Raw genomic sequence first — 24,794 nt, forward strand, 5'->3', positions numbered from 1 at the left:
CTATCGTCGATGATGCAAACATGCTTCACGCACGAGTGAAACGACTCGTCGGCAGCAGGTGAGACAATCGCCTCAGTCAACGCAGATCCATTCGGGAGAGCGTCATGTCACGCACCGTCGCAGAGAAACGCGCCGCCTTTCGCGCATTGCATCAGTCGGGCTGCTTTCTTTTGCCAAACCCTTGGGACGCGGGCAGCGCCCGTTATCTCGCGAGTCTCGGCTTCAAGGCGCTCGCGACGACGAGTTCCGGTTTTGCCTGGTCCACCGGCAACGCCGACAATCACATCGCGCGCGACGTCGTCCTCGCGCATCTGCGCACGATGGTGAGCGCCACCGACCTTCCCGTGAACGCCGACTTCGAAAACGGCTTCGGCGCGACGCCGGCCGAGGTCGCCGAGAGCGTCGAACGGGCGATCGCAACCGGCGTGGCGGGATTGTCGATCGAAGACTCCACCGGCGACGCTTCCGCGCCGCTCTTTGCGCTCGATGTCGCCGTCGCGCGCCTGCAAGCGGCGCGTCAAGCAATCGATGCGAATGGCGGCGACACGCTGCTGATCGGCCGCGCGGAGAACTTCTTCGCCGGCATGCCCGATCTGGACGACGCGATCGCGCGCCTCACGGCCTATGCCGCAGCGGGCGCCGATTGCCTGTACGCGCCCGGCATCCAGACGCGCGAGCAGATCGAAGCCGTGGTCGCCGCGGTCGCGCCCAAGCCCGTCAACGTGCTGATCGGCGGACCATCTGCTTTCACGTTAGACGATCTCGCCGCGCTCGGCGTGCGGCGCGTGAGCGTCGGCGGCGGGCTCGCGCGGGCCGCGTGGGGCGGCTTCATGCGCGCGGCGCAGACGCTCGCCGATGGTCGCTTCGACGGTTTCGAAGGCGCGGCATCCGGCGCGCAGCTCAATGCGCTCTTCTCAGGCAACGCGTGATTGCAAAGGAGACCGTCATGGCTCGTGAAATCATTCGCGTGGAACCGCTGTCCACCTGGCTCGAACGATGGAAGGCGCCGACATCGGTTGTCACGCGGCATCGCGACACGGTGTATGTCTCGGGTCTGCCGCCCTTCGATCCGGCGACGGGCGAAGTGCTCGATGCGCCAATCGAGCAGCAGACGCAACGCGTGCTCGAACAGTTGAAGCTGTGCGTGGAAACGGCGGGATCGTCGCTGGATCAGGTGCTGAAGTGCAACGTCTACTGCACGTCGGTCGAGATGTTCCCCGTCGTAAATGAAATCTATGCGCGCTTCTTCGGGCATGAGCCGCCGGCACGAATTTTCGTGAACGTTCCCGCATGGCCGGGACGTTTCGACATCGAGATCGACTGCATTGCGGCGATGTCAGATTAAGCCAGCGACGACTGCGGTTATTCCAGCGTCTGCGCGCCACGCCATACGCGGCATTGCTGGCGCACGACTTCATGCAGCGAATCATGCGCGCCATAGACGCGGCGTAACCACATGGCATCGCTCAGACCGTCGGTCACGGTGCGGCGGATGGCATCGAGACCTTCTTCCGCACCGAGAGCGTGCGCGTGCGGCGCGACTGCATCGAGCGTCGCAAGAATGTCTTCGCGAATCGGGCGGCGATCCCCGGTTTCCGGATTCACGCAGGTGCCATCCAGTCCGAAACGGCAGGCCATGAACCGGTTTGCCCGATAGACATCGTAATCGCGCTCGCTCAAGTGCAAGGGCGAATCGGTCAGCACATAGCGCGCCAGCGACTGAATATAAGCGGCGATGGCCGCCGCCCATTCGACGCGCAGCGGGGTATCCATGACGCGCACTTCGATGGTGCCGTATCCCGGACTCGGACGAATGTCCCAATAGAAGTCCTTCAGGCTCTTGACGAGACCCGTATGCGTCATGCGATCGAAGTATTCCTCGAAGTCACTCCATTTCGTCACGAAAGGCGCTTGCCCCGAGAGAGGAAACGGCGCGACTGAATTCAGCCGGGCGCACTGGAATTGCGTGTCGCTGCCTTGCACGAACGGAGAAGAAGCAGCCAGCGCGATGAAATGCGGCACGTACCGCGAAAGCGAGTGCAACAGCACGAGCGCCGAGTCGGGATCGGGGCAACCGACATGCACATGCTGGCCGAAGATAGTGAATTGCTGGTAGAGCGCGCCGTACAGCGCCATCAAATATTCCGAGCGTTCGCGTCCGTCGGAACGCTGGTCGTACCAGTTCTGGAAGAAGTTCGTTCCTCCGCCGCACACGCCGACATTCAGAAAATCGCCTGCGCGCACCAGCGTATCGCGCAGCACCTGCAATTCGCTTCTTGCCTGATCGAAATTCGTGCATATGCCCGTCGACAACTCGATCATGCCCTCCGTCGTCTCGGGATTGATCGCGCCCGCGAAACGCTCTTCGCGCACGCGATTGAGCAACTCCGTCGTCGCCTTCGTGAGGTTGTAGTCGTGCGTATTGACGACCTGAACTTCGAGTTCGACGCCAATGGTGAACGGCTCTGACGACGCAAATGGCTGCAGCATGGGATGTCCTGTTTCACGCGAGACGAGACAAAGCGGCGAATTCATTCTACCTGCTTGGCCTGTTTGACGAGTCGCGCGCGCGCATGTGAGTGGCTACCGACGCGCTCGCCGCCAGCGCGTCCGAGACACCGTTTGTCCTTTTCAGCAGGCATAGTCAGTATCGAGATTTCACCGCATCCTGACCATGCCCACTCCTGCCAAGCACGCACCGTACGATCCGCCGCACGACACGGAATCGCTCGTCCTCACCTGGATAAGACGCGCCCGCGAAGCGCAGATCCGCCACTACGCGATGGCCGATCGCCTGAGCGCATGTGCGCGACGTCTGGGGCTGGCGGTCATCGCCATCACCGCGCTCACGGGCACGTCGGCGTTCCTGTCGCTGGTGACGCTCGCGGTGTCGCCGCAAATGCGTGTCGTCGTCGGCCTGACGAGCATGAGCGCCGCGGTGCTGGCCTCGTTGCAGACGTTTCTTCGCTATAGCGAGCGCGCGGAATTGCATCGCAAAGCCGGCGCGCGCTATGGCGCGGTGCGGCGTCGGCTCGAAACCATTCACGTGGACGGGGCGCGCGAAGAAACCCTGTTCAGCATCGATGTCGTGCGCGACGAACTCGACGAGATCGCGCAAAACGCGCCGCACGTGCCGCGCCGGATCATGGCCGCGTCTTAGCGGCCCCGCATTTCAGGGCTTGTAACCGTCGTTCAGCGTCTTGAGAAACGCGACGATGTCGTGAATGTCCGCTTGCGTCATCGCGGGCGTGTCGCCGAGCTTGCGATCGAACGGCGCGTCCTTGCCGTCCACATTCGCCCGGAATTGCGGCGGCAGGTCGTCGTACTTGCGCACCTCGCCCTTGCCGTCTTTCGGATAGAACTTCTGCGGCGCGGTGTTGCGCTCGTTGTAGAACGCCATCACGTCGTCGAGCGAGCGATAAATGCCGTTGTGAAAGAACGCGTGCCGCGTCGCGACATTGCGCAACGTGGGCGTCAGGAACATGCCGCAATACTGCGTCTCGCCGCGAAGGTCTTCGCGAAACGGGCCGCACACGCCCATGTCGTAAAACTTAGGATTGCGATTGATCGCAAGCGCATAGTTGCGCGGCACGCCGAGCGATTCGTACTGGAAGTCGGTGAACATCGGCGGCAGTCCGTCGGGGCTCGGCTTCGACAAGTGGCAGCCCGCGCAATTCGCCTTGTCGGGATCGTTGAAAAGGCGCAGGCCGTGCAATTCCGCCTGCGTGAGGCGCGCCTTGCCTTCGAGCCAGTAGTCGAATTTGCTCGTGTACGGATGAAACGCCTGTTCCTCGACCTGATAGCGAGCCACCGCGAACATCGCCTCCGACACCGCCAGGTCGCCGCTATGGAATATGCGCGGCCCGAAGAGCTTCTCGAAGTCCGCCTTGTATGCCGTATGCGCGAGCTTTTCCGCGACTTGCGCGAGGCTCGTGTTCGCCATCTCCACGGGATTGACCATCGGACCGCTCGCTTGCGCCTGCAAGGTGTCCGCGCGGCCATCCCAGAAGAGACCGCCTTGCGGCACCATCGCGGGGGCGGCGGGCGCGACGCCTGCATTCTTTTGCGCGCGTGCCGTGCCGCTCGCCCGCGCCGCGAGCTTCGCGAGGTCCGGTGCTTCGTCGGCATCGCCTTGATCGGGACCGATGCTGAATGCCGGCTGCCGATAAAGGTACATGAGCGAAGGCGGCGGCCGGTATCCCGGCAACGTCAGATGCGGCCCGCCCTGCTGCACCGCGAGGTCGTTGGGCGGCCCGAACGCATGGGCCGGATCGTGGCACGAGGCACACGACTGCTGGCCGGACGCCGACAGACTTCGGTCGAAGAAAATGTGCTTGCCGAGCTGCGCGACGGCGCTCAGTTCGACCGTCGGTGGACGCTGCAGCACGACCGGATGCGCATTGGCGCCGGTCAGGTTCTCCACGATATCGCCGATCGCCGCCGGCACGCGCGACGGCGCCACGACGGCATACGCGGCGAACGCGCCCGCCGCGACGACGAGCGCGGCGGCCACGCGAAGCACGCGGCGCGTTGCGCCCGGTTTGTCACTGGGGGGACCGAGAGCCGGATCGACGATAGTGGACATGAACTGACGAATACAAAAAGCGTTGCTGAAAACGCGTCGTCGCCGGCAAGCGGCGACATGAACACGCACGGACGTGCCGTGCGTCCGTGCGTGGCTCGGCTCAGATGGCAGGCACCGATGCCACCGGCGAACCGAGGTTCGGATCGACGAAGAGCGTCGGGTTGTTGCCCTTGCCCGTGAAGTCGAACATGCCCATGATGCTGCCCGCAGTGGCATCGAACGAGCCGCCGCCCAGACGCGCCGAGCCGAGCCAGTTGTCTTCGATGAAGCGCACGACGGAAGCCTGGCTGATCGGCGTGTGATCGACGTAGTTCACCTTCGCCCACGGCGAGATCACGAGGAACGGAATGCGCGTGCCGGGACCGCAGCGGCCGTTGACCGCGCCGCCGTTCACGCCGATCGGCGCCGCGCCCGAGCCGCACTTGCCCGCGCCGTTCAGCTGATCGGCTTGCGCGTCGAACGACGACGAAGTCGGCGTCGCATACGCGTGGTCGTACCAGCCGTCCGAGTCGTCCCATGCGACGATCACGGCGGTGCTGCTCCAGTCCGGCTGCTGCTGCAGGAAGTTCACGACCTTCGCCGTGAAAGCCTGTTCGTCGAGCGGGTCCGAGTAGCCGGCGTGGCCGTCCTGAAACGCGGGCGCCTTCACGAAACTCACCGACGGATAGTTGCCGGCCTTCACCGCCGCGAAGAAGTCGTCGCTGTCGTACTGATGGTTCGCGGGCTCCGGCGTCTTGCCGTCCGCCTCCACCGACGAGCCGATCGCCGCCGTCGCGCTCGGGCGCAAGTGCTGCGGATTCGCCGTCGACGCGTAGTACTGGAACCAGTTGTGGTGCGCGACATAGTCGGCGGTCGGCTGCCCGACCACCGGCGACACGGTGCTGCGCTTGCAGCCGGTCGTGCCGTTGCTGTTGACGGTCGCGAGGTTGAAGCCGCCCATGAAGCCGCCCCACGTGATGTTCTTCGCGTTGAGCAGGTCGCCGATATTCTTCGAGGTCATCAACGCCTGATCCGTCGCGCTCGAGCAGATGTCGTTCGCCGGATCGACGTCGTTGATCATCGAGTAGCCGCCCTGGCCGTCCGCGACATAGTACGAACCGGAAGCCGTCGTCAGATTGAACACCGGCTTGCTCGCCTTGACGATCTGCATGCCGTTGTTCTGGCCGGACACCACTTCGAGCGCGCCGGGCGTCGACGGGCCGTAGGTGTCGGTGTAGGCGTTGTCGCTCATCGCGAACTTCTGCGCGTAGTTCCAGAGCGCGGCGACGGTATTGCCGTCGAAGTAGCCCATCACCTGCCCGGCCGTGCCGAACGAACCCGCGCCGCCGCTCGAACCCTTACCCGTGTATTTCGGGAACAGGTCCGCCGCGCCGTTGTTGTAAGCCTGCTGCTCGGCCGTGTAGGCGTGGTTCTGGTCGGCCGTGGCCGCTTGCGTGCGGTCGAGGCGGAACGGGTTGGCCGCCGCCGTGCCGTTTAGCGTGTTGGTGAAGTTCGGGTTGGCGGTCAAAAGCGTGCCGCTCGGACCGTTGACGGCCGGCGTGCCCGCCGCCGCCGTGAAGGCCGGTTCGCCGGCGGGGTTCGTGGCGTTCGGATAGGTCGCGAAGTAGTGATCGAACGAAACGTTCTCGTTGAAGATCACGACGAGATGCTTGATCGGCGTCGCCGTGGCGAGCTTGTTCTGCGCGCTTTGGGCGCTGTCGTTGTGATCGCTGCCGCAGGCGTACAGGCCAAACGCGGCGGCGGCCGACGCGCCAACCATGAGGGCTCGACGAAACATGAAGGGAACTCCGGTGTCGTTTTGATAGTGGTTCGTTCGTTCGCGCTTTCAGGCGCCACGGAAGCGATGGCGGCACTTGCAAGCTCAATGGATTTAAGCACTTGCTGATGGCCTCATTAAGACAGCGCGCTTGCGAGCCACTTACTCGGAGTTGACGTTCCTTCGCGGCTGTCTTTCGCTTTCGTTACGACCGCGTGCGCCACCTGCCCGACTGGACAGAAAATGAGCACGGCCGATGCGGGTAAATGCGCGCTTCGTGCCGCTAAAGCATCGCGTTCGGGCGACGTAAACCAGCTATCGCCCCGCTTACGATCCGGGGCTAGTCGAGCCGCTCGTCCATCGGAAGTCTGCCCTTCAAAGCCCATGTTTACTCACCTTCGAGTTATCACGCGCCGCGTCGTCGCCCGTCGCGGCGATGCGCCGGGCACGCGCGGGCCTTCCATCGACCGGAGGCAGTCGCCATGATTCTCGATGATGCGTCCGCTGCGACGTCCGATGTGGCGTCGGACGGGTGCCCGACGACGCATCGCCGCGGCAGCGGCTTTGCGCGTCGCTCGTACGGCCTGCGCTGCATCGGCCTCGCGATGGGTTTCATGCTCGTCGAGACCGTGCTCTGGACGCAGCAAGCATCCGCCGGCGCGCGGCTCTTCGTGCTTGCGTATTGCTTCGGCTGGCCGCACGTCGCGTTTCTGCTCGCGCGCAGGGGCGCGCACCCGGACCGCTGCGAGCGGCGCAACATCTATGTGGACAACATGGCCGGCGCGATGATCGTCGTCGCGATGAAGTTCGCCTGGCTGCCGTCCACGCTCGTTCTCCTGATGTTCATGATGAACAACGTCGCGGCGGGCGGCGCGCGCTTGCTCGCCCGGGGTTCGCTCTTTTGTCTCTTCGGATTCGGGCTGGGCGCGCTCGTGTTCGGTGTCGGTTTCGACTGGGGCAGCGTGTCGGCAAGCACCATCGCGAGTGCGCCGATGCTCATCGTTTATCCGCTGTCGCTCGGCATCGTCACGCACCGCACGGCAATCAAGCTGGCCGATCGCTCGCGCGCGCTCAAGCATCTGAACGAACGCGACGCGCTCACCGGCCTCCTGAATCGCGCGACGCTCGCCCGCCGTCTGGACGAGACGCTCGCGCGGGCGCGCGCCGAGGGCACGCGCGTGAGCGTGCTCTTCATCGATCTCGACGAGTTCAAGGTGGTGAACGATTCGCTCGGCCATCACTTCGGCGACGAACTGCTCGCGACCGTCGCGACGCGGCTCGCGCAGACGGGCGGCGTCACGGAGCAGATCGGGCGGTATGGCGGCGATGGATTCGTCGTGGTGTCGACGCTGCCCGCGCTGAAAGCGGTGCAGTCGCTGGCGGGACGGCTCATCGACGCGGTGAACGCGCCCGTGCAGCTTGGCGGCGACGTGGTGCGTCCGCGTCTGAGCGTGGGCATCAGCACGTGCCCGGAAGACGGCAACGGGGCGCAGCCGCTTCTCAACAAGGCAGACGCGGCGATGTATGCGGCCAAGCACGGGGGAAGAAATCGGTGGATCGTGTTCGGCGATGAACTGGCTGAGCTGCGGTGTACGGGTGAGTGCGGCGCTCGGGGCGCTGGCGTTCACGCAGCTTACTGCGCGACGGAATCCAGCCCGGTTTAGCGCACCGTCGGCTGCGCGGCGGGCGACGCGAGGAACTCGATCAGCGCCCGCGCTTCGTCCGGATGCTTCGCGCCGACCCGGAATGCCGGCCGCATAGCGCGTCACCGACTGCACTTCTTCCGGCACCTCGCCGACGAATTCGACGCCCGGCACGGGCAACAACTCGGCGATCTGCTGAAGGCCCAGCTCGTAGTCGCGCTCGCGACAATCGACGCCACCGGGATGTGCGGCACCATCTTCGCCTTCGGCGCGACCTGCTTCTCGATGATCACGCGCAAAACAAACTGATGACATCGCTCGGTTCTGCGTCTGACGCCCGGGCCAAGCCCGACAACTTCACGATGAGATTTCCGGCGAAGGCCTCGGATATCACGAGATCATGGAGCGCGCAAAGGACATGTTCAACCTTTGGTAATGTGCGAAAAAGCACACACGGAAGAATCCAATGACCGATTCAAAAAAAGAAATCGAGCGGCGTCTCTCAGTTCTTCAAGGGTTGCAGTTAAGCGGCGTGAATCGCGCAGCCGATATGCTTACCTTGGCGTTCGGTGCGCAACGACCGGTAACCAACTTTAGAGGGGTGGTGAAGCATGTCGGCGAGTGGGCGCTTCACATCCAATCTGCGTGGCGACTTGAACAGATGGGCCGTGTCGCGGCAACAGAGGTAGATCTGCGACGCGGGGATGACGAGGCGCGCGCAACAGTTCACCGTCTGCAACGGTTATTACTCGAACCCGACTTCCCGATTGTTGAATCGGTGACAGCGAATGAAGCAGGCGGTGTTTCGCTTTCCCTATCGGGCGACTTAAATCTCACGGTTGTCCCAGATGCTGTAGAGGAAGATGAAGATTGGCGCTTTTTCGCGTCCGGGGTCGGGCGCCGCACTTGGTCATCAAAGGTGGCGCGGTTGCTCCAGAGTCTTCTGGCTGAAGAAAAAGCCTCGATGAGCTCCTCTCCCACGGCTCTTTGATCGTCGCCGCCTTCGGCATCCCAGTCGCGCGTCGGCGGCATCCTGGTTCACGCGCGCTGATGGGCAAAGCCTGAGCTTCCCGCCAGCACGCGGTGGCGTGCGCGATGAATGCCGGGTTGGTCTGCGTGCGCCCGGTCGAAGCGTTGTCGATGAGCGCGCCTTGCTCGTGAAGCACCTTCGCGAGTTCAGCAGCTTGCACAGCCACGCCCTACGCCACCGACTCCCCGTCGCCTTGCTCCTCCTCCAGCGACCGCCGATGCGCCAGCAACGCCATCAGCCGACGATCCCGCCAGCGGCTGCGCTCTTCGATGTTCTCTCGCGCAAGCACCGCGCGGCGCTCCGCATCGAGCTTCGCCAGCGTGTCGGCGGACCAGTCGAACGGCACGCGCGTCGCCGCGATACTGCGATACGTCCCGCCATAGCGCGACGCGTAATCCGCCACGCCGCCGGGCGCGTTCAGATCGATGGTTTCGAACGGGCCCATGAACGACCATCGCATGGCGAGGCCGTCGCGCATCACCGTGTCGAGATCGGCGGCGCTCGCGTAGCCCTGCTCGTAGAGACTCAATGCTTCGTCGAGCACGGCGCCTTGCAGGCGATTGAGCAGAAACCCCGAAATCTCGCGATTGACGATCACAGGCTTCTGCCCCGCTTCCTCATACAGCGCGCGGGCACGCTGCAAGGTCTCGGGCGCGGTCCACGGCGCGCCGCACAGTTCGACGAGCGGCACGAGCGACGGCGGATTCACCGGATGCGCCACGAGACAGCGCGAGCCGCCTTGCAACCCTTCCGTGAAGGTCGATGCAGGCAAGCCCGACGTCGAGCTCGCGAGCAGCGCGTCGGGCTTCGTCAGGCGGTCGAGCTCGGCGAAGAGCGCGCGCTTTGCTTCGACCACTTCCGCGATGTTCTCCTGCACGAGATCGGCATCCGCGACGGTCTCGGCGAGCGTCGCGCCGGCTGTGATGCGCGCGACGATCGCGTCCACCGGCTCGTCGATCAGCCCGAACGAGGCGAGGTCCTCCACGCTCTCGCGAATGGCGGGCAGCGCGCCCGTCAGCATATGGGGCGCGGCATCGTGAATCCTGACTTGGAAGCCGTTGCGCGCGAACACGATGGCCCACGCGCGCCCGATACGTCCCGAACCAATCACCGCGACCGTTCTTGCTTGCATTCGATTCATCCTCGATGGTTTGCCGTTGTCCTTCGCGACGCTTCGCGCGTCAGAAGTGAGTATCGCTCGCGCCTTTCAGTTGCAGCATTTCGCGCGCTTCGGCGGGCGTCGCGATGTCGAGCGAGAGCCCTTCGATGACCTGCCGGATCTTGCGCACTTGCGCGGCGCTCGATTCGGCGAGCTTGCCCGGCTCGATCCACAGCGAATCTTCGAGGCCCACGCGCACGTTCGAGCCCTGCGCGACGCCTATGGATGCCAGCGGAATCTGATTGCGTCCCGCGCCGAGAATCGACCATACGTAGTCCTTACCGAACAGGCGGTCAGCCGTGCGGCGCATATGCGCGAGGTCTTCCGGATGCGGCCCGATACCGCCCAGCAAGCCGAACACGCTCTGCACGAAGAACGGCGGCTTCGCGAGCCCGCGATCGACGAAATGCGCGAGGTTGTAGAGATGCGAGATGTCGTAACACTCGTACTCGAAGCGCGTACCGTTCGCGCTGCATGAAGTCAGAATGTATTCGATGTCGGCGAACGTGTTCTTGAACACGAGATCGCGGCTGTTTTCCAGGTGCTTGCGCTCCCAGTCGTGCTTCAGTTCCTTGAAGCGGTCGAGCATCGGATAGAGGCCGAAGTTCATCGATCCCATGTTGAGCGATGCCACTTCCGGCTTGAAGAAATGCGCGGGCTTGAGCCGCTCGGCCACGGTCATGTGCGGACTGCCGCCCGTCGTGATGTTGATGACGGCATCCGTCTGCGCCTTGATGTGCGGCAAGAACTGCTTGAACACGGCGGGGTCCTGCGTCGGATGACCGTCGTCTGGATCGCGCGCATGCAGGTGCAGGATGGCCGCGCCTTCGCGTGCCGCGGCGAGCGCGGCATCGGCGATCTGTTGCGGCGTGATCGGGAGATACGGCGACATCGACGGCGTGTGGATCGCGCCAGTCGGTGCGCAGGTGATGATGACCTTGCGTTTGCTTGCCATGTGACTCCTCGTGTTCCTCGTTCGGTTTCGAAGGACTTCGACGTTGTTGCATGGGAAATGGCCCGGCGATCTGGACGAATCTAACCGAAGACCGGCGCACCGGGTATTGCGGTTTTCAGCATATTCGGGTGATGCGGATATGGCCGTGGCGATGCGAGAGGCGTGAAGACCGCGCGAAAGTTGGATGGAAGCGGCGAGAGAGGTCGGCTATCGGCTGGCGAGCATGGCAGTGACTCGCGGACTGAACCGCTTGGCTTGCTGGTTCTTGGACAGGTTCGGGTGCGCCGCCATCGCGTCGGCGAGGGGCTTGCGCATCTGCGCTTCGTCGCGAGGCGGCGCGTGGGGCGTGGGGCGTGAATTCGATGAAACGGGCGGGCGGTCATCGGCTCGCGACCACCGGTGCCTTCGTCGCATGGCGGCAGTGACTCACAGAATCGCGACAGGCTGACAATGCGTGCTGCGCGCTTTCGTTCGTGTCGCGCCGGCCGTACGCGTAAGTCGCGGCAGACCTGAGCCAGTTCCGGACGAGGCTGGACGGTCACGGGCAAGCGGGCAAGTTCGCCGGTATTCCTCGCAGCGGCAAGGCGGAACGGCAGTACCGCAAATCTCAGCTCGAGCGCGCATGTGCGCGGAGCCGGCGCGGAGCCGTCTGACGTACGAAGACGTCCCGAGCATATCGGTCCGCTTCCATGTTGTCGTGACTGGAAAAACTTCGAGCGAGTCATCGGCGAGCGTGGAGCATTGTCGTCGTCGCGCTTGAAAAGCGGCGAAGGTCATTCATCTGCATGCCCCTCGGTGCCCTTCGACTGTCCCCGAAGTGTCCCCGGCGACTTTTGCGTGATACAAACCGCCGGAGACGCCCGTCGGACGGGCTGGCCGTCCCGTCAATCACGACACGTCATTCTTGCCGACCGAAAAATACTTACGCCTGGCTTCGTCAGTCAAACATCGACTCAAATAAGCGCATGCTGGGCACCACGTGCCCGCCAGAATCGACGCCGGCTGCGCGTGCCACGCATGACCCAGCTTGCACAGCCATTCGAGCTTGATCGACCCGTTGACGTACTCATCGGACAGGCAGCGTCCGCCTCGCTCTCGGGCGATCGCATGCATTTCCTCGATTGTGTGCCGCCGCTCGATCCACGCACATTGTGGGCACCACGCCCCTCTCTTGATGTTCCCAGGCGCCGCCAACCAGACATGGCCTCCTTTGCATCGCCAACGCAAGACTCGGTGCGTGCCCTCATACTTATCGGACAGGCACCCTCTTTCCCACCTTCTTCGAGCCCTCATGCAATTGATCGCTTAGCAGCCTGTAGTATTCCGTCACCGTCAGTTCGACTGTGAACCGCGTCACCGTGCGTTTCAAATACAGTTTGGCAACAGCCATATTCATATGACGCACGCCTCGTGTGATCCCTTTCGCCAGTTGTGGGCGCAGACTCGTTGCCCCTGCCTCGCCCGGCGCCTCAACTGCGGCACATAGTCTTCGGGCTCGAAGCGCATCCCCGTGATCGGCGCGTTCGTCGCGGCCTGACCGAGCCAGGTCGACCAGCCAAGCTGCTCCGAGCCGCGACGGCCGAGCTGCCGCTATAGATGCCGCCGCCGTTGGCCGCATTGTTGAAGCGTTCGAACGCGACCGTCATCCCGACCGGACCCTGCGCGTACTGCACCGCCGCCGACCACGCCGAGCCCTGATAAACGCTGCCCGGCACGCCCGCGAACGAGTACGAGCCGCTTACTGTGAAGCCATAGAGTTTCGGCGACGTGTACACGACCGAGTTGTTCGCCCGGTAGATCGTGTCCATGTTGTCGATATCGCCGGGGTGCGCGCCGAAATAGCCGGTCAGCCAGTTCGTCGGGCTATACGGCGACAGCAGCGTGTAGTAGGACGTGTACTGACGGCCCAACGTCAACGTACCGTAGTTCGCGTTGGTGAGCCCGACCCATGCCTGACGGCCGAACATCGCGTTGGTGAACTGCTGACCGCCGCTATTGATATCGAAGCCCGATTCGAGCTGGAAAATGGCCTTGTTGCCGCCGCCGAGATCTTCCGCGCCCTTCAGACCGAAGCGGCTGCCCGCCCAGATGCCCGAGGCCATCTTGACGTTCGAGCGGCCCGGCGTGCTGCGCGCGAGGTTCGTCTGGCTGTTCTGATAGACGATCGAATCGTCGACGATACCGTACAGCGTCACGCTGCTCTGCGCGAACGCCGGCGCGGCGATGGCCGCTGTTCCTGCAATCATTGCCGTGCCTAACTGCTTCAGTCGACGTGTCACGTTTGAATCCCTCACGATTTGTTTTGATGGTTGCGACGTTGGGCAAAGCCGGTCCCTGCCGCGCATCACGGAGTGACGGCGGCCATGGCTTGCGATCGTTATTACTGTCGGTGCTGCTGGCTGTCTCGCTAACGCGCGCGGGCGCTAGGGACTCAAGGCATCAGGCATGGAAGCGTCTCCCTTCTCGAATCGTTGTGCCGCGTATCGTCATCGGCTTGAACGTTGGTACCGGCTACAAATTGGCGTTGAGGCGATCAGCGCGAAAGAGCGGGTTAACCAGTGAGCAGACGCCTGTGGCTGAGCGTCGGGGAAGGGTTGCCAGCAAGCGAGCCCTTGTCGGATGGGACTCTTGAAGGCATGGACGGCGGGATTGTCGATGCGGGGACGCCGGTCTCGCCGCGCATCGCCGATAAAGAAAATAGATAGCGTTGTCCGGTGATTTGCATTGGACCGGGCGTTGGCTGGTCGCGTGCAGGTCTTGTCTTCACGGCTGCTTGCGAGCTTCGTGGAAAGACATTGTCCCAAGTGCGTGCGACGAAACACTTCTATCGCACGTATTGGAGCTCGAGCCACTTCGCGGCGTCAGCGCGAACCGCCAGTTGGGAAGCCGCATGCAGCGGTCAAGCGCGCCGACCTTCCCATAGCGATGAAACTCGTGGACGTAAGCGATCCGTCGCCGATGCGCTCGTCACACTGCGCCAATGCCGGGTTGTTGACCAGAAGAGATGATCTTGAGGACGTGATAGACCGGCGGCTCGATGCGAGGGCGATCGACCAGCCGTCAGCAAATGCGCTATCGATAGAGGAATACTTGAATCGGCACACGCGGACAATCGAGAGTCACTCACCGATAGCCTCATTGCGCACCTAACGCAGCGGCCGCGAGCCTCTTGAACTGAACGTTGCGTGGCCGAGTGCATTCACCTTTCGCGAGATGCGGCGGATCAGAAAACGACCGACATTCCACGCGATCCACGGGTCGCCTGCGCAGGTTTTGAGGACGCTTGCCGTTCCCTCGGATCGCATTTTCGCGACCAGCTTGGCTTTCGCATCGAGCCACCTCAGACCGCGCGAGCGACGGGCGACGAGTTCTCGCAGACGCGCATTGCTGCTGATGGCTGGCCGTGACAACAGCTGATCAGTCGCCGCCTTCATTGCCGCGTAATTGACCTTCGTGCGGCTCATGCCGGACGACTGTTTGCTAATCGAACCCGTTCTCTCAGTGTAGAGATAATAGGCATCGCTGGTACACACCCAAGTAGAGCCGGCTAGCAGCGCGTCGAGCATCAAATGAAAGTCCTCGCCGTGACGCAGGTTCACGGGATACCGAAGTCCTCGTTCGATCAATGTGTCGCGGCGAAAGATCGGCATCAGTAGCCCGAAGTCGCATTCGGTCGATTCGCCTGCCGCGTTGTACAGAAACGAATCCAGCGTCACTTCAAAATGCGATTCATTGTCCCTTCGACGGAATCCTTGCCGGGCAATTTTCTGTGCCACGGCGTCGTAAATCAATAGGTTGTCCGTAACAATGTCCGCCTTGGTTTCTTCCCCGAGCTGCACGAGCCGTTCTAACCGTTCGGGCGCGAAGCGGTCATCGGCGTCAAGGAGCGCGATCCATTGACCGCGCGCTTCCTCGATGCCCGCGTTACGAGCGCCACCCGGCCCCATGTTGGATGCGAGATTGATCAGTTTAATGCGGCTGTCTTTCTTCGCTGCAGATTCGACGACCTTCGCCGTGTCGTCGGTGGATGCATCATTCACAACGATGATTTCGAGTGGCGGCAGTGTCTGCGCTTGCAGTGATGCGATCGCAACCTGTATGAAATCCTGCGCGTTGTAAGCGGGGACTACAACTGATACTGACATGTTTTGCCCTCCCGACTACCGCATTGTTAGACAGATGCGTTTCGCGACTGGAATAACCACTGTGCCGCGCAAGACAGGCGTCTCTCGCCGATTGTAGGCGAGTCGAAGCCGTGAAGAGCAAAGATAGCGAGTAGGCGACGCAAAATCATCGGGATAACTACCTGCATTGATTCGTTGTCAAATCAAACGGCACAACGGGTTCCAAACCAACGTTATAAGACGCTCGTTAACTACTGGCTTTTCCCCGATCGGCATGGCGATTGCTTGATCCGAAGGCATTCATAATCCAACTCACGGGAGACATCAATGAAACTTCTAACGACGCAAGAGGGTCTGCCACGGCTCTCGTGGGGTGCCATCATCGCCGGCGTGATTCTTTCGATGATCGTCTATCTGATTATGAGCGTGCTCGGCACGGCCATCGGCGCGTCCTTGCTTTCGCCGATGTCGAAGCCCGACGCGCTGCACGGTTTCGGCTTCGGCTCCGGGGTATGGGTCATCGTCACCACGGTCCTTGCGGTGTTCGTCGGCTCGTATTACGCCGGACGCTGCGCGCCGGTAATCGGGTGGCTGCACGGACTGCTCTCGTGGGCTGTCATGACCCTGTTGATCGTGTACGGCATGACGTCGCTGATCACGGGCGCAGTGAGCACCGCCGGCAGCGTGGCCGCGACGACGGCGCAGGTCGGCGCCACAGCGGCGAATCAGTCCGGCAGTGGCAATCAGCTGATCGATTCGGCGAAGCAGCAGGTTCAAGCCGCGGTCGCATCGGCGGCGTCGGCGGCATCCAGCCCCGAAGCCGATCAGAACGCACGCCAGGCTGCCGATACCGCCGCTCGCGGCGTCGCCCGCGCAAGCTGGTTCTCGTTCGCCGCATTGATCGTCGGCGCGATCATCTCGATCGTCTCGGGCGGCGCGGGCTTCCGTCACCAGCCGCCGTTCGAGGAAAGCGGCGGCTCCGCCGTGGATCGCGACACGGCTCTGGGCCGCGATCGCGCAGTGTCGGGAGGCGTGCGTCGTTAAGCGGCTGTCCGGCGTCCGTCTAGGTAGAAGGGGCAATGCTGTCGTGAGCGCGCAACCGGCTTGACGCTCAGTGGTTTAAGCCCGGTGCGCGCCAGCAAGGTCACGGCGCGCGTCCACGAGAAGAGTGGAATGCGCGCCGCTTTAGGCAGTCCCGCTAGGGCTTCCGCCAAGACAGCCGCGCTGTATGAGAACCGTTGAGTGACGGTGTATCCGTGAGCGAAAAGAAATCGCGGCGACTAGATCGACGCCCATCGCGTATTCGATAGCGATGATCGCGACCGAGCGTGCTCCCGGTTCCACGTTCATTCCGATTTCGCACGCGAACGCACGGTCGATCTTATTGCGCTCGACGCTGCACCCGTTCAGCCTATGAAAACGCCGAGTTCGCGCAGCACCCGTTGCGCGGACTCGGCGTCGCGTATCAACGCGCTGACGGCCATCGCGCTTTATCGATCGACCGGACGACAACGCCGAAGCGGTGGAACGATGGCAAGAGCCTAAGGCCGCCCCGTCACGCGTTGCACCATCGCGTACAGCACCGACATCTGCAAGCCGGTCTTGAGCGCGTAGTTGGGATCGTATTGATTGGAGTATCCCCACCAGTCGAAGCACCCGTTCGGGTTCGTCGGCCCCGGCGCGGATGACGCGACCGTGTCGGGATAGACGACGACCAGCTTGTTGGTATCGGCCCACTCATTGATGCCGGCTTCCGTGACCCAGCGGTTTCCCACGAGCGACGCCTGCTGCAAGCAGCCATGAAGTGCCAGCACGAATCCGCATTGTTGCCCTTGCGCGCAGGCCTTTGGAACAAAGACGCTGCCGGTCGGACTCATCGAGAGGTTGGACGACGCGCCGAATTCGGTCTGATCGAACGTCAGCAGCGCACCGGACAGCTTTCCGTCGTTGCGCGGCTTGAGCGGGCCGATGAACATGGTCAGCCACGTCTTCACTGAATCGTAGGTTGCACCGTTGGCCGAGCAACGAACCATGTACGGGCTTCCGAGCGTGCCGCACGCAAGCTCGCCGTCGGGCGATTCCCAGCCGTGCGCAGCGGGATACGTTTTGTCGAAGTGAATCTGCGCCCCGTAATGCCGGTACTCGGAATCGAGGTCGGCCATCTCCAGCGGATTGACCACCTCGTCTTGCGTGCCGGACCACAGGTAGACGGGTTGTCCGCGAAGATTCGTCGACGGGTCGATCGTGCCGAGAGCCGACTGCGTGTCCAGATACGTCTCTGAAGCGATCAGCGTGCTGTTATACGACGCCTGATTCGTCGGAAGCGTCAGGCCGCCGCAGTTTGCCAGGGCGCTCGCTGCGCCGCCGACGCCGGCGCACCAATAGACGCCGCCGGCATAGACTGCGGCGCCCTTGAACGTCGCCGAGTGAGCGACATGCATTTGCACCGCCGCGAATCCGCCCGACGAGATGCCAGCGACGAAGACCTTCGCCGGGTCGATCTTGTAGCGTTGCAGTCTGACGGTCGTGGCTTGTTGCGATGCGCCACTCGGCGCGGCGCTGGCTGTGACGGAAGACGCGCCCACGGTTGCCGACCGCGCCGCTGCGGCAGTATCCGCACTCGCCGATCCGCCGCCGCACCCCGCGAGGCAGAATGCGACGCTTGCTGCCGACGCCAACCGTGCGCCTAACGAGATGGTCGCCATCGTCGTCCCCTCCCAAGGGCGAAGAAACATCGAACGCGTTTTTTCTAGCGAGCTATGTGCCGTTCGAGCAAAAGTTGCGCCCAAGGCGCGTGGACGCTTTACGCGCCCCCCTCGCGACGCTGCGCTACGAGACGGACAACGCGCTGTCTATCGCCTCATTGAGCTGCTCGACATCGACGGGCTTCGTGAAATGGAAGTCGAATCCGGCGTCGGCGGTGCGCGCGCGGTCCTGAGGCTGTCCCCAGCCAGTGATGGCAATGAGCGTGACGTCCTTTGTCGCGGGCCTCGCGCGGATCTGGCGGGCGACGTCGATGCCGGTCATGCCGGGCAAGCCCAGGTCGAGCAGCACAATCTGTGGACCATAGTGGCTGAGGATATCGACGGCCTCCTCGCCCGAATACACGGTCCGCACCTCGTGCCCTTCGAGTTCCAGGAGCGCCGTGAGCGCGTCCGCTGCATCGACGTTGTCGTCGACGACCAGAATGCGACGCCTTTCCTGCTTTTCGGTAGGCGCTTGCGTCGCCGGGGCCTCGCGCTTGCGCACCGGCGGCGGCACGACCTTGCATTGCACGGGCAGATGAATGGCGAAGCAACTCCCCTGATCTTTCCCGGCACTCGACGCGGTGATCCGGCCTCCATGAAGTTCGATCAGCGACCTCGAAAGCGCGAGACCGATTCCAAGTCCGCCTTGACGATGATGGTCGGGATTCACCTGGGAAAACATGGAGAAGATCGCCGACAGCTTCTCAGGCTCGATGCCGATTCCATTGTCAGCGACGGACAGAACGATCTCCGAATCGTCGGCCCTTGCATCCACTTCGATGCGCCCGCCGGGTGGCGTGTATTTCGCGGCGTTCGTCAGGAGATTCGCCAGCACCTGCGCCAATCGCAAGCGGTCCGCCTCAATATGCACCGGGCGCGCGGGATGTTTCAGCACCCACTCGTGGCCCTTGCCCTCCAGCATCGGCCTCGCGATCTCGACGGCGTCGTCGATGACATCCTTGACCGCCACGGCCTCTTTGCGCAATGTCAGCGCGCCGCGCGTGATGCGCGACACATCGAGCAGGTCGTCCAGCAGAAGCGCCATCGCTGCGGACTGCCGGCGCAGTATCGTGATGCACCAGTCTCTGCGCTGCTCGGTGAGTCCGGGCTGTTCGAGGATCTCCGCCACCTGTCTGATCGGCGCAAGCGGGTTGCGCAGCTCGTGAGCGAGCGTCGCCAGGAACTCATCCTTGCGGCGGTCCGCTTCGGAAAGGGCCTGCTCGGCGCGCACGCGCGGCGTCACGTCGCCGAACCACGCGACGACCGAGCCATCGAGCGACGCAGCAACGACGTGAAACCACTGCTCGCCGTTCTTCCCCTCGACGCGCAGGTCGAAGGCATCGCGTCCGGCTATCTCGGCGAGCGGCGCGAGGCGGTCGAGCAGAATGTCCGGGTCCCACCCCGCCGGACGCACATACGTGGTCGAACTGCCTATCACGACTGCGGCGGTCTGGTTGAAAAGCTGCGCGGCTGCGTCGTTCAGGTAGTCCCATCTGAACTCGCCGATTCTGTTCTCGCGGATCACCGGCGTCAGGATGCAAAACGGCACGCCGGCACTGTTCAGCGCGACGTCGAAGCGGTGCCGCGCATCGCGCTCGACGCGCAACAGCCGCTCGCCCGCTTCGTGAGACGCCGCCTCCGCTTTACCGGCGCGTTTTGCCACCATCGCGAGTTGTTGACCGGCCAGGACCAGCAGCCCGCCGACCACCACATAGACCAGAAGCACGATCTGGTCGTCGCGTGCCTCGACCGTCAACGTACCGAGAGGTTGCATCCATAGCGAGCCGAATGCCGTTCCGCCTATCAGGAGAAGCACTCCGGGCACCGCACCGAACAACACGGTGATCAACGGTAGCGATGCGCTGACGAGCAGAAATGTCAGTCGTCCGTGTGCGACGACTGTCAGCGCCTGCTGAAGCAGGAGCACCGCCGCCCCTGCAGCGAGTCCCAGCACCAGCCGCTTCCTGGCCGGGAATTGTGCGATGCGAACGATCATGGCGAAAACCGAGAATTGAGTGACGCCGATTCGTCTGCATTAAACATTCCCAGGCTGCGGAACTCGTCATGCGCGTTTAACGGTGGCGGGTGGTGTTAGAAAGAAGAGCGGACGTCCGTGCTCTTTTCGCTTTCATGGACGCTGAACTCAGGCCGTATCGGCAGATGCAAAGACCGTACGGGCGTTCGATCGCAGGACAAGCTGGATGTTTCGAACTCGCCTCCGCACACCTTCTGCTACAGCCCCCAGATAATATCGGCGTCCCTGAGCCTGGCTTCGCGCAACATATCGAGGAAAGGAAGCGCGCGGGATTGCAGCCCGAGCCCGGTCCGCTCGTCCGTCAACGACAGCGGATGATAAAGCGCGCCGTGCTCGTGCGCGATCCGTTCGTCTTCGTTCAGGACTGTCTGCAGGCGCTCGATCGCCGCGTCTACCTCGCTATGCAAGATGACGCCCCTCGAACCGATACGCTTACCGATGATTCCCAAAAGGTAGCCTGCGAGGTCACGCAACATCACGACATCGGGCGTGGCCCTCGAATGAAATGTGACTAACATTGCCGTTCTCCCTGGCGCGAGCGCCTCGAAGTTCTGCAGGCGGCGCGGGCCTGGCTATCGCGTTTGCGGCTCGTGCTGCTCCATCGCGACGAGGACGCTGCATGTAACGCGATCCAGCAGCCAGCCATCGTCCTGGCCGGTCCACCAGCGCGAGAGCATGCCGCTGCGGTGATGTCCGACGACGATGAGATCGATATTCAGCGCACTCGCAAACGAAGGAATCTTCGTCATCGGATTGCCGGTCGCAAGATGACCCTGCGCGACGACGCCCAGTTGCGCCAGCTTGTCCACGCCTTCACGCAGGACATCTTCTGCGGTGTCGCGTTCGAGCTGGATTGGCACCGGAAAGACCACATCGAGCCCTCGCGTCCATTCGGTATCGTCGAGGACCGCAAGAAGATGCGTTTCCGCATGAAGCTCGCGCGCGAGATGAGCGCCGAGACGCAACGCGCACCGCCCTTCGTGAGTGCCGTTGTAGCACAACAGAATTCGACGATAGCTGGCCATGATGCCTCCCGCTGCATTGATTCCAATATATCACAGCGTGATGTATATCGGGCGGCGGCGCGTCGGCGCGATTTCTTGCAAGGGGTCTGTCAATCTCGCCCGAAGGAAGAAGCAGACGCTCGGGTGCGGCTTTGTTTGTGCGACTTATAGAATTCCGTGTCGCGTCGTTTCGTTATCGACGGACGATCGACATCATTGCTCCCGCGAAGAACTCCGCGCTGCCGGATGCACGGCCGCGCTCGTCGAGCATCATGCAGATACCGAAGCGTGCAAGCACCGCATGATGCTTTCGAGCCCGCGCATCATGCCGCGTCGCCGTGCTACTCACGAGCCCCTCGCGAACCCGCCGGCAGCTCGATCACCCGACCCGCATAAACCGCATCCGTCGCCGAGATGGTCGCCTGTGCGGCGATGTTCGCTGCGATGTCATCATCCAACGAAGCGGCTTTCGGCGCGCCGCTCGTGTCGATGTGCATGAGCATCTGTTCGCAGGCGGACACGGGATCGACGCTGTCCCCTTCGAACATCTGTAAATACAGGTGGATGCGCTTCCTGTCGTGCGCGATGACGCGCGCATCCACACGCACGGCCGCGCCTTCCTTCAACTCGCGCAGATAGCTGACATGCGCCTCCAGCGTGTAAAGCGTGCGATGCCGTGCGCGGCGCGCGGCATCGCCCAGGCCGATGTCATCCATGAAGGCATCCGTCGCGAGGCTGTAGATCAGCATGTAGAACGCATCGCGCAAGTGCCCGTTGTAGTCGACCCACTCGGGCCTGACCGTGTCGCGATAGATCATCTTTCAATCCTCGATGCCGTGACGTGCCTTGGCCTGCGCGATCGCGTCGATCACGCTCGTGATGCAGTCGTCGCGATAGCGTTCGAGGTCCTTGATGCCGCGGCCCCTCGTCTGCTTTGCGGTGCCATCCACGACGCGATCGATGAGTTCGTCGGTCAGCTCGGGCGCAACGAGTTTCGTCCACGGCAACTTCAGCGCCGGTCCGAACTGCTGCATGAAGTGCCGCATGCCCGCCTCGCCGCCCGCGAGCGTGTAAGTCAGAAACGTGCCCATGAACGACCAGCGAATCCCCGCGCCGTAGCGGATCGCGTCGTCGATCTCGCCTGTCGTGGCCACGCCTTCGTTCACGAGATGCAGCGCCTCGCGCCATAACGCTTCCAGCAATCTGTCGGCGATGAAGCCGGGCACTTCTGCGCGCACGCGCAACGGCCGCATGCCGATGGAAGCATAGAACGTCATCGCCGCGTCGATCGATTCTTCCGACGTTCTACCGCCGCCCAGCACTTCCACCAGCGGCAGCAGATAGACCGGGTTGAACGGATGCCCGACGACGCATCGCTCGGGGCGTACGGCACGCGCATAGAAGTCGCTCGGCAAGAGCCCCGATGTCGACGACGCGATGATCGCCTCGGGCTTCGCCGCGCGGCTCACGCGTTCGTGCAGCGCGAGCTTCAGCTCTTCGCGCTCGGGCGCGCTCTCCTGAACGAAGTCGGCATCGGCGACACACTCCTCCACGCTCGCCACCACGCGCAGCCGTTCCTGCGAGGCGCCCGCAGCCAAACCGACGCGTTCGAGCGCCGGCCATGCGTTCGCGACGTTCGCGCGCACGACCGCTTCGGCGCCCGGAGCCGGGTCCCATACGACCACATCGAGACCCTGCGCGAGCGCGCGCGAAACCCATCCGCTACCGATGACGCCCACGCCGAGCGCGGCGAATTGCTTGACTTGCATTGTCGTCTCCCCAGCACTCATGCGAATTGTTCGACTGCACGCTTTTCCAGCGGCCGTTCGCCGCGCGCCGGCAGGCCAAGCTTGCTGCGCCCCTCGGCGGGCGTGAGCGCGCGGCCACCCAATCGTTCGATGATCTCGACCGCCCGCTGTACCAGCGTTCCGTTGCTCGCAGGCACGCCGCGATCGAGCCACAGGTTGTCTTCCAGCCCGACGCGGACATGGCCGCCAAGCAGCATTGCCTGCGCCACCATCGGCATCTGCATCCGGCCGATGCCGAAGCCTGCCCAATGCGCGCCGGGCGGCAAGTTGTCCACCATCGCCTTCATCGTGCCCGTGTCGGCGGGCGCGCCCCACGGAATACCCATGCAAAGCTGAAAGAGCGGCGGCGCGTCGAGCAGGCCCTCTTTCAGCAACTGATTCGCGAACCACAGATGCCCGGTGTCGAAAATTTCGAGCTCGGGCCTCACGCCGAGTTCCTGGATGCGCTTTGCACCCGCGCGGAGTTGCGCGGGCGTGGAGACGTAAACGTAGTCGCCATCGCCGAAGTTGAGCGTGCCGCAATCGAGCGTGCAGATCTCGGGCAGCAGTTCCTCGACATGCGCGAGACGCGTGAGCCCGCCGACCAGATCCGTGCCCTTGCCGAAGCGCATCGGGTCTTCGCCCGGACCGATTTCCAGATCGCCGCCCATGCCCGCCGTCAGATTGATGATTACGTCCACGTCCGATGAACGAATGCGATCCACTACCTCGCGGTACAGCGCGGGATCGCGGCTGCCTCGTCCGGTGCGAGGATCACGCACATGGCAATGCGCGACCGTCGCGCCGGCGCGCGCCGCTTCGATGGCTGCGTCGGCGATCTGCTTCGGCGTGACGGGAATCGCGGGATGCCGTGCCGTGGTGTCGCCCGCCCCGGTGACTGCGCAGGTAACGATGACGTCGTAGTTCATGGTTTAATATGGATGCCTAATTGTTACGGAAGCCCGGCGTACACATCACCGGGGCGAGAATCAGAGACCGAGATACTGTTTGACGGCGGGCAGCCCGTCTTTTCCATCGACGGTCTTCACGCCCGCAAGCCATGAATCGAGCAGTTGCGGGTTCTGCTTGAGATACGCCTTGGCCGCATCGGCCGGACGCTCCTTGTTCATCACCGGCTGCATGAGGCGGTTCTCGAGGTCCGTCGTGAAGTGCAGGTTCTTCACGAGCTTGCCCGCGTTCGGGCAGCGCGTGAGAAAGTCCGGGTTCGTGAGCGTATAGACGCGTGCCTCGCCATAGTTCGGGCCGAACACATCGTCTCCACCTGACAGATAGTTGATCTTCATCTGAATGTTCATCGGATGCGGCTCCCACGCAAGAAACACGACCGGCTTTTTCTCGCGAATGGCGCGCTCGACGGTCACGAGCATCCCCGCTTCGCTCGACTGAACCAGCTTGAAACCGCCGAGACCGAATTGATTGGTGTCGATCATCTTCTGAATCTTGGCGTTTGCGCTGCTGCCGGGTTCGATACCGTAGATCGTGCCATTCAGCTCATCCTTGTGCCTCGCGATATCGGCGAAGCTCTTGATGCCCGCGTCGTATGCATAGCCGGGTACGGCGAGCGTCGCCTTGGCGCCAGAGAGATTCGGCGGCTCGATCTTGTCGATACTTTTCGCATCGAGGAACGGCTGCACCGCCTTTTCCTGCACCGGCCACCAGTAGCCGAGCGACACATCGATCTGCTTGTTCTTGAGACCCGCGAGCGAAATCGGCACCGATGCGACCGTCGTGCGCGGCGTGTAACCCAGCCCTTCGAAGAGGACCGACGCGAGCGCCGTCGTCGATGTGATATCCGTCCAGCCGATATCGACGAAGCGCACGGTGCGGCACGTCGCATCGTCGTTCGCGTAGGCGACGTTGGCGGCACATGCGAATGCAACGAGAGTCCAGCGGAAGCGAGGTTTCATGGTGGCGTGACCGTCGAAAGGGCGTGAGTAGAAAGTACCGC

At 63.1% G+C, this 24,794-nt stretch carries 20 protein-coding genes and 2 pseudogenes; 6 read left to right on the top strand and 16 right to left on the bottom strand.

All coding sequences use genetic code 11. The features are described 5' to 3' along the window. Window positions 1-104 precede the first annotated feature (104 nt). Both GV035_RS09470 and GV035_RS09475 read left to right on the top strand, forming a co-directional pair. Complete coding sequence (locus GV035_RS09470) at window positions 105-929, top strand: isocitrate lyase/PEP mutase family protein (RefSeq protein ID WP_159834676.1); 825 nt, start codon at window positions 105-107, stop codon at window positions 927-929. A gap of 17 nt (window positions 930-946) precedes the next feature. Next, entirely contained in the window at window positions 947-1,345 is a 399-nt protein-coding gene (locus tag GV035_RS09475; RefSeq protein WP_159834677.1) for a RidA family protein, read from the top strand. Window positions 1,346-1,362: 17 nt separating this feature from the next. Here GV035_RS09475 and GV035_RS09480 read toward each other — a convergent pair whose 3' ends face one another. Further along, window positions 1,363-2,490 carry a YbdK family carboxylate-amine ligase gene (locus GV035_RS09480; protein WP_159834678.1) on the bottom strand — a complete coding sequence of 376 codons (1,128 nt, stop codon included), beginning with the start codon at window positions 2,488-2,490 and terminating at the stop codon, window positions 1,363-1,365. 184 nt (window positions 2,491-2,674) lie between these two features. On the opposite strand from GV035_RS09480, the gene GV035_RS09485 reads away from it, so the two are divergent. Further along, entirely contained in the window at window positions 2,675-3,160 is a 486-nt protein-coding gene (locus GV035_RS09485) for an SLATT domain-containing protein (RefSeq protein WP_159834679.1), read from the top strand. A gap of 12 nt (window positions 3,161-3,172) precedes the next feature. Here the strand turns inward: GV035_RS09485 and GV035_RS09490 are convergent, their stop codons facing one another. Together GV035_RS09490 and GV035_RS09495 are read right to left on the bottom strand one after the other, a co-directional pair. Next, on the bottom strand, window positions 3,173-4,585 hold the full coding sequence (locus GV035_RS09490; protein WP_159834680.1) for a cytochrome-c peroxidase: 1,413 nt from the start codon (window positions 4,583-4,585) through the stop codon (window positions 3,173-3,175). Between the two features lie 100 nt (window positions 4,586-4,685). Next, the gene (locus GV035_RS09495; protein WP_159834681.1) at window positions 4,686-6,362 is read right to left on the bottom strand and encodes a phospholipase C; all 1,677 of its coding nucleotides are present in this window, start codon (window positions 6,360-6,362) and stop codon (window positions 4,686-4,688) included. A gap of 461 nt (window positions 6,363-6,823) precedes the next feature. On the opposite strand from GV035_RS09495, the gene GV035_RS09500 reads away from it, so the two are divergent. Beyond that, entirely contained in the window at window positions 6,824-8,005 is a 1,182-nt protein-coding gene (locus tag GV035_RS09500) for a sensor domain-containing diguanylate cyclase (RefSeq protein WP_159834682.1), read from the top strand. Here the strand turns inward: GV035_RS09500 and GV035_RS29435 are convergent. Next, window positions 8,002-8,262: pseudogene (locus GV035_RS29435) on the bottom strand (molybdate ABC transporter substrate-binding protein); the annotation flags it as partial. The gene GV035_RS09500 and the pseudogene GV035_RS29435 sit on opposite strands and share 4 nt — an antisense overlap. A gap of 188 nt (window positions 8,263-8,450) precedes the next feature. Between GV035_RS29435 and GV035_RS09510 the strand changes: the two are divergent. After that, entirely contained in the window at window positions 8,451-8,975 is a 525-nt protein-coding gene (locus GV035_RS09510) for a hypothetical protein (RefSeq protein ID WP_159834683.1), read from the top strand. A gap of 208 nt (window positions 8,976-9,183) precedes the next feature. On the opposite strand, the gene GV035_RS09515 is transcribed toward GV035_RS09510, so the two are convergent. From GV035_RS09515 to GV035_RS09530, 4 genes and pseudogenes are all read right to left on the bottom strand, one after another. Next, on the bottom strand, window positions 9,184-10,146 hold the full coding sequence (locus tag GV035_RS09515; RefSeq protein WP_159834684.1) for a 3-hydroxyacyl-CoA dehydrogenase: 963 nt from the start codon (window positions 10,144-10,146) through the stop codon (window positions 9,184-9,186). A 49-nt stretch (window positions 10,147-10,195) separates the two neighbouring features. Beyond that, the gene (locus GV035_RS09520) at window positions 10,196-11,128 is read right to left on the bottom strand and encodes a 3-keto-5-aminohexanoate cleavage protein (protein WP_159834685.1); all 933 of its coding nucleotides are present in this window, start codon (window positions 11,126-11,128) and stop codon (window positions 10,196-10,198) included. A 1,580-nt stretch (window positions 11,129-12,708) separates the two neighbouring features. Further along, window positions 12,709-13,374 (bottom strand): annotated as a pseudogene (locus GV035_RS09525) (porin); the annotation flags it as partial. A gap of 900 nt (window positions 13,375-14,274) precedes the next feature. Next, window positions 14,275-15,273, bottom strand: a complete 999-nt coding sequence (locus GV035_RS09530) for a glycosyltransferase family 2 protein (RefSeq protein WP_159834686.1) — start codon at window positions 15,271-15,273, stop codon at window positions 14,275-14,277. Window positions 15,274-15,579: 306 nt separating this feature from the next. Here GV035_RS09530 and GV035_RS09535 point away from each other — a divergent pair, with 306 nt between their 5' ends. Further along, window positions 15,580-16,296: a YrzE family protein gene (locus tag GV035_RS09535; protein ID WP_159834687.1), complete on the top strand. Its 717-nt coding sequence runs from the start codon at window positions 15,580-15,582 to the stop codon at window positions 16,294-16,296. A gap of 497 nt (window positions 16,297-16,793) precedes the next feature. Here GV035_RS09535 and GV035_RS09540 read toward each other — a convergent pair whose 3' ends face one another. The 8 genes from GV035_RS09540 to GV035_RS09575 form a co-directional block, all read right to left on the bottom strand. Beyond that, a complete protein-coding gene (locus GV035_RS09540; protein WP_159834688.1) occupies window positions 16,794-17,957 on the bottom strand; it encodes an extracellular catalytic domain type 2 short-chain-length polyhydroxyalkanoate depolymerase in 1,164 nt (387 codons plus the stop codon). Window positions 17,958-18,081: 124 nt separating this feature from the next. Then, complete coding sequence (locus GV035_RS09545; RefSeq protein WP_159834689.1) at window positions 18,082-19,995, bottom strand: hybrid sensor histidine kinase/response regulator; 1,914 nt, start codon at window positions 19,993-19,995, stop codon at window positions 18,082-18,084. Window positions 19,996-20,231: 236 nt separating this feature from the next. Next, complete coding sequence (locus GV035_RS09550) at window positions 20,232-20,552, bottom strand: DUF1840 domain-containing protein (RefSeq protein ID WP_159834690.1); 321 nt, start codon at window positions 20,550-20,552, stop codon at window positions 20,232-20,234. A 54-nt stretch (window positions 20,553-20,606) separates the two neighbouring features. Continuing rightward, window positions 20,607-21,059, bottom strand: coding sequence for a universal stress protein (locus tag GV035_RS09555; RefSeq protein WP_159834691.1), 453 nt, complete (start codon window positions 21,057-21,059; stop codon window positions 20,607-20,609). A 320-nt stretch (window positions 21,060-21,379) separates the two neighbouring features. Next, complete coding sequence (locus tag GV035_RS09560; RefSeq protein WP_159834692.1) at window positions 21,380-21,856, bottom strand: thioesterase family protein; 477 nt, start codon at window positions 21,854-21,856, stop codon at window positions 21,380-21,382. A gap of 3 nt (window positions 21,857-21,859) precedes the next feature. Continuing rightward, window positions 21,860-22,807 (bottom strand): L-carnitine dehydrogenase, encoded by a 948-nt coding sequence (locus tag GV035_RS09565; protein ID WP_159834693.1) that lies wholly within the window; start codon window positions 22,805-22,807, stop codon window positions 21,860-21,862. Window positions 22,808-22,824: 17 nt separating this feature from the next. Beyond that, window positions 22,825-23,754, bottom strand: coding sequence for a 3-keto-5-aminohexanoate cleavage protein (locus GV035_RS09570; RefSeq protein WP_159834694.1), 930 nt, complete (start codon window positions 23,752-23,754; stop codon window positions 22,825-22,827). A gap of 60 nt (window positions 23,755-23,814) precedes the next feature. Then, window positions 23,815-24,753: a choline ABC transporter substrate-binding protein gene (locus tag GV035_RS09575; RefSeq protein WP_159834695.1), complete on the bottom strand. Its 939-nt coding sequence runs from the start codon at window positions 24,751-24,753 to the stop codon at window positions 23,815-23,817. Between the last annotated feature and the right edge of the window lie 41 nt (window positions 24,754-24,794).

Source organism: Burkholderia sp. 8Y (assembly GCF_902506145.1).
Lineage (GTDB): Bacteria > Pseudomonadota > Gammaproteobacteria > Burkholderiales > Burkholderiaceae > Caballeronia.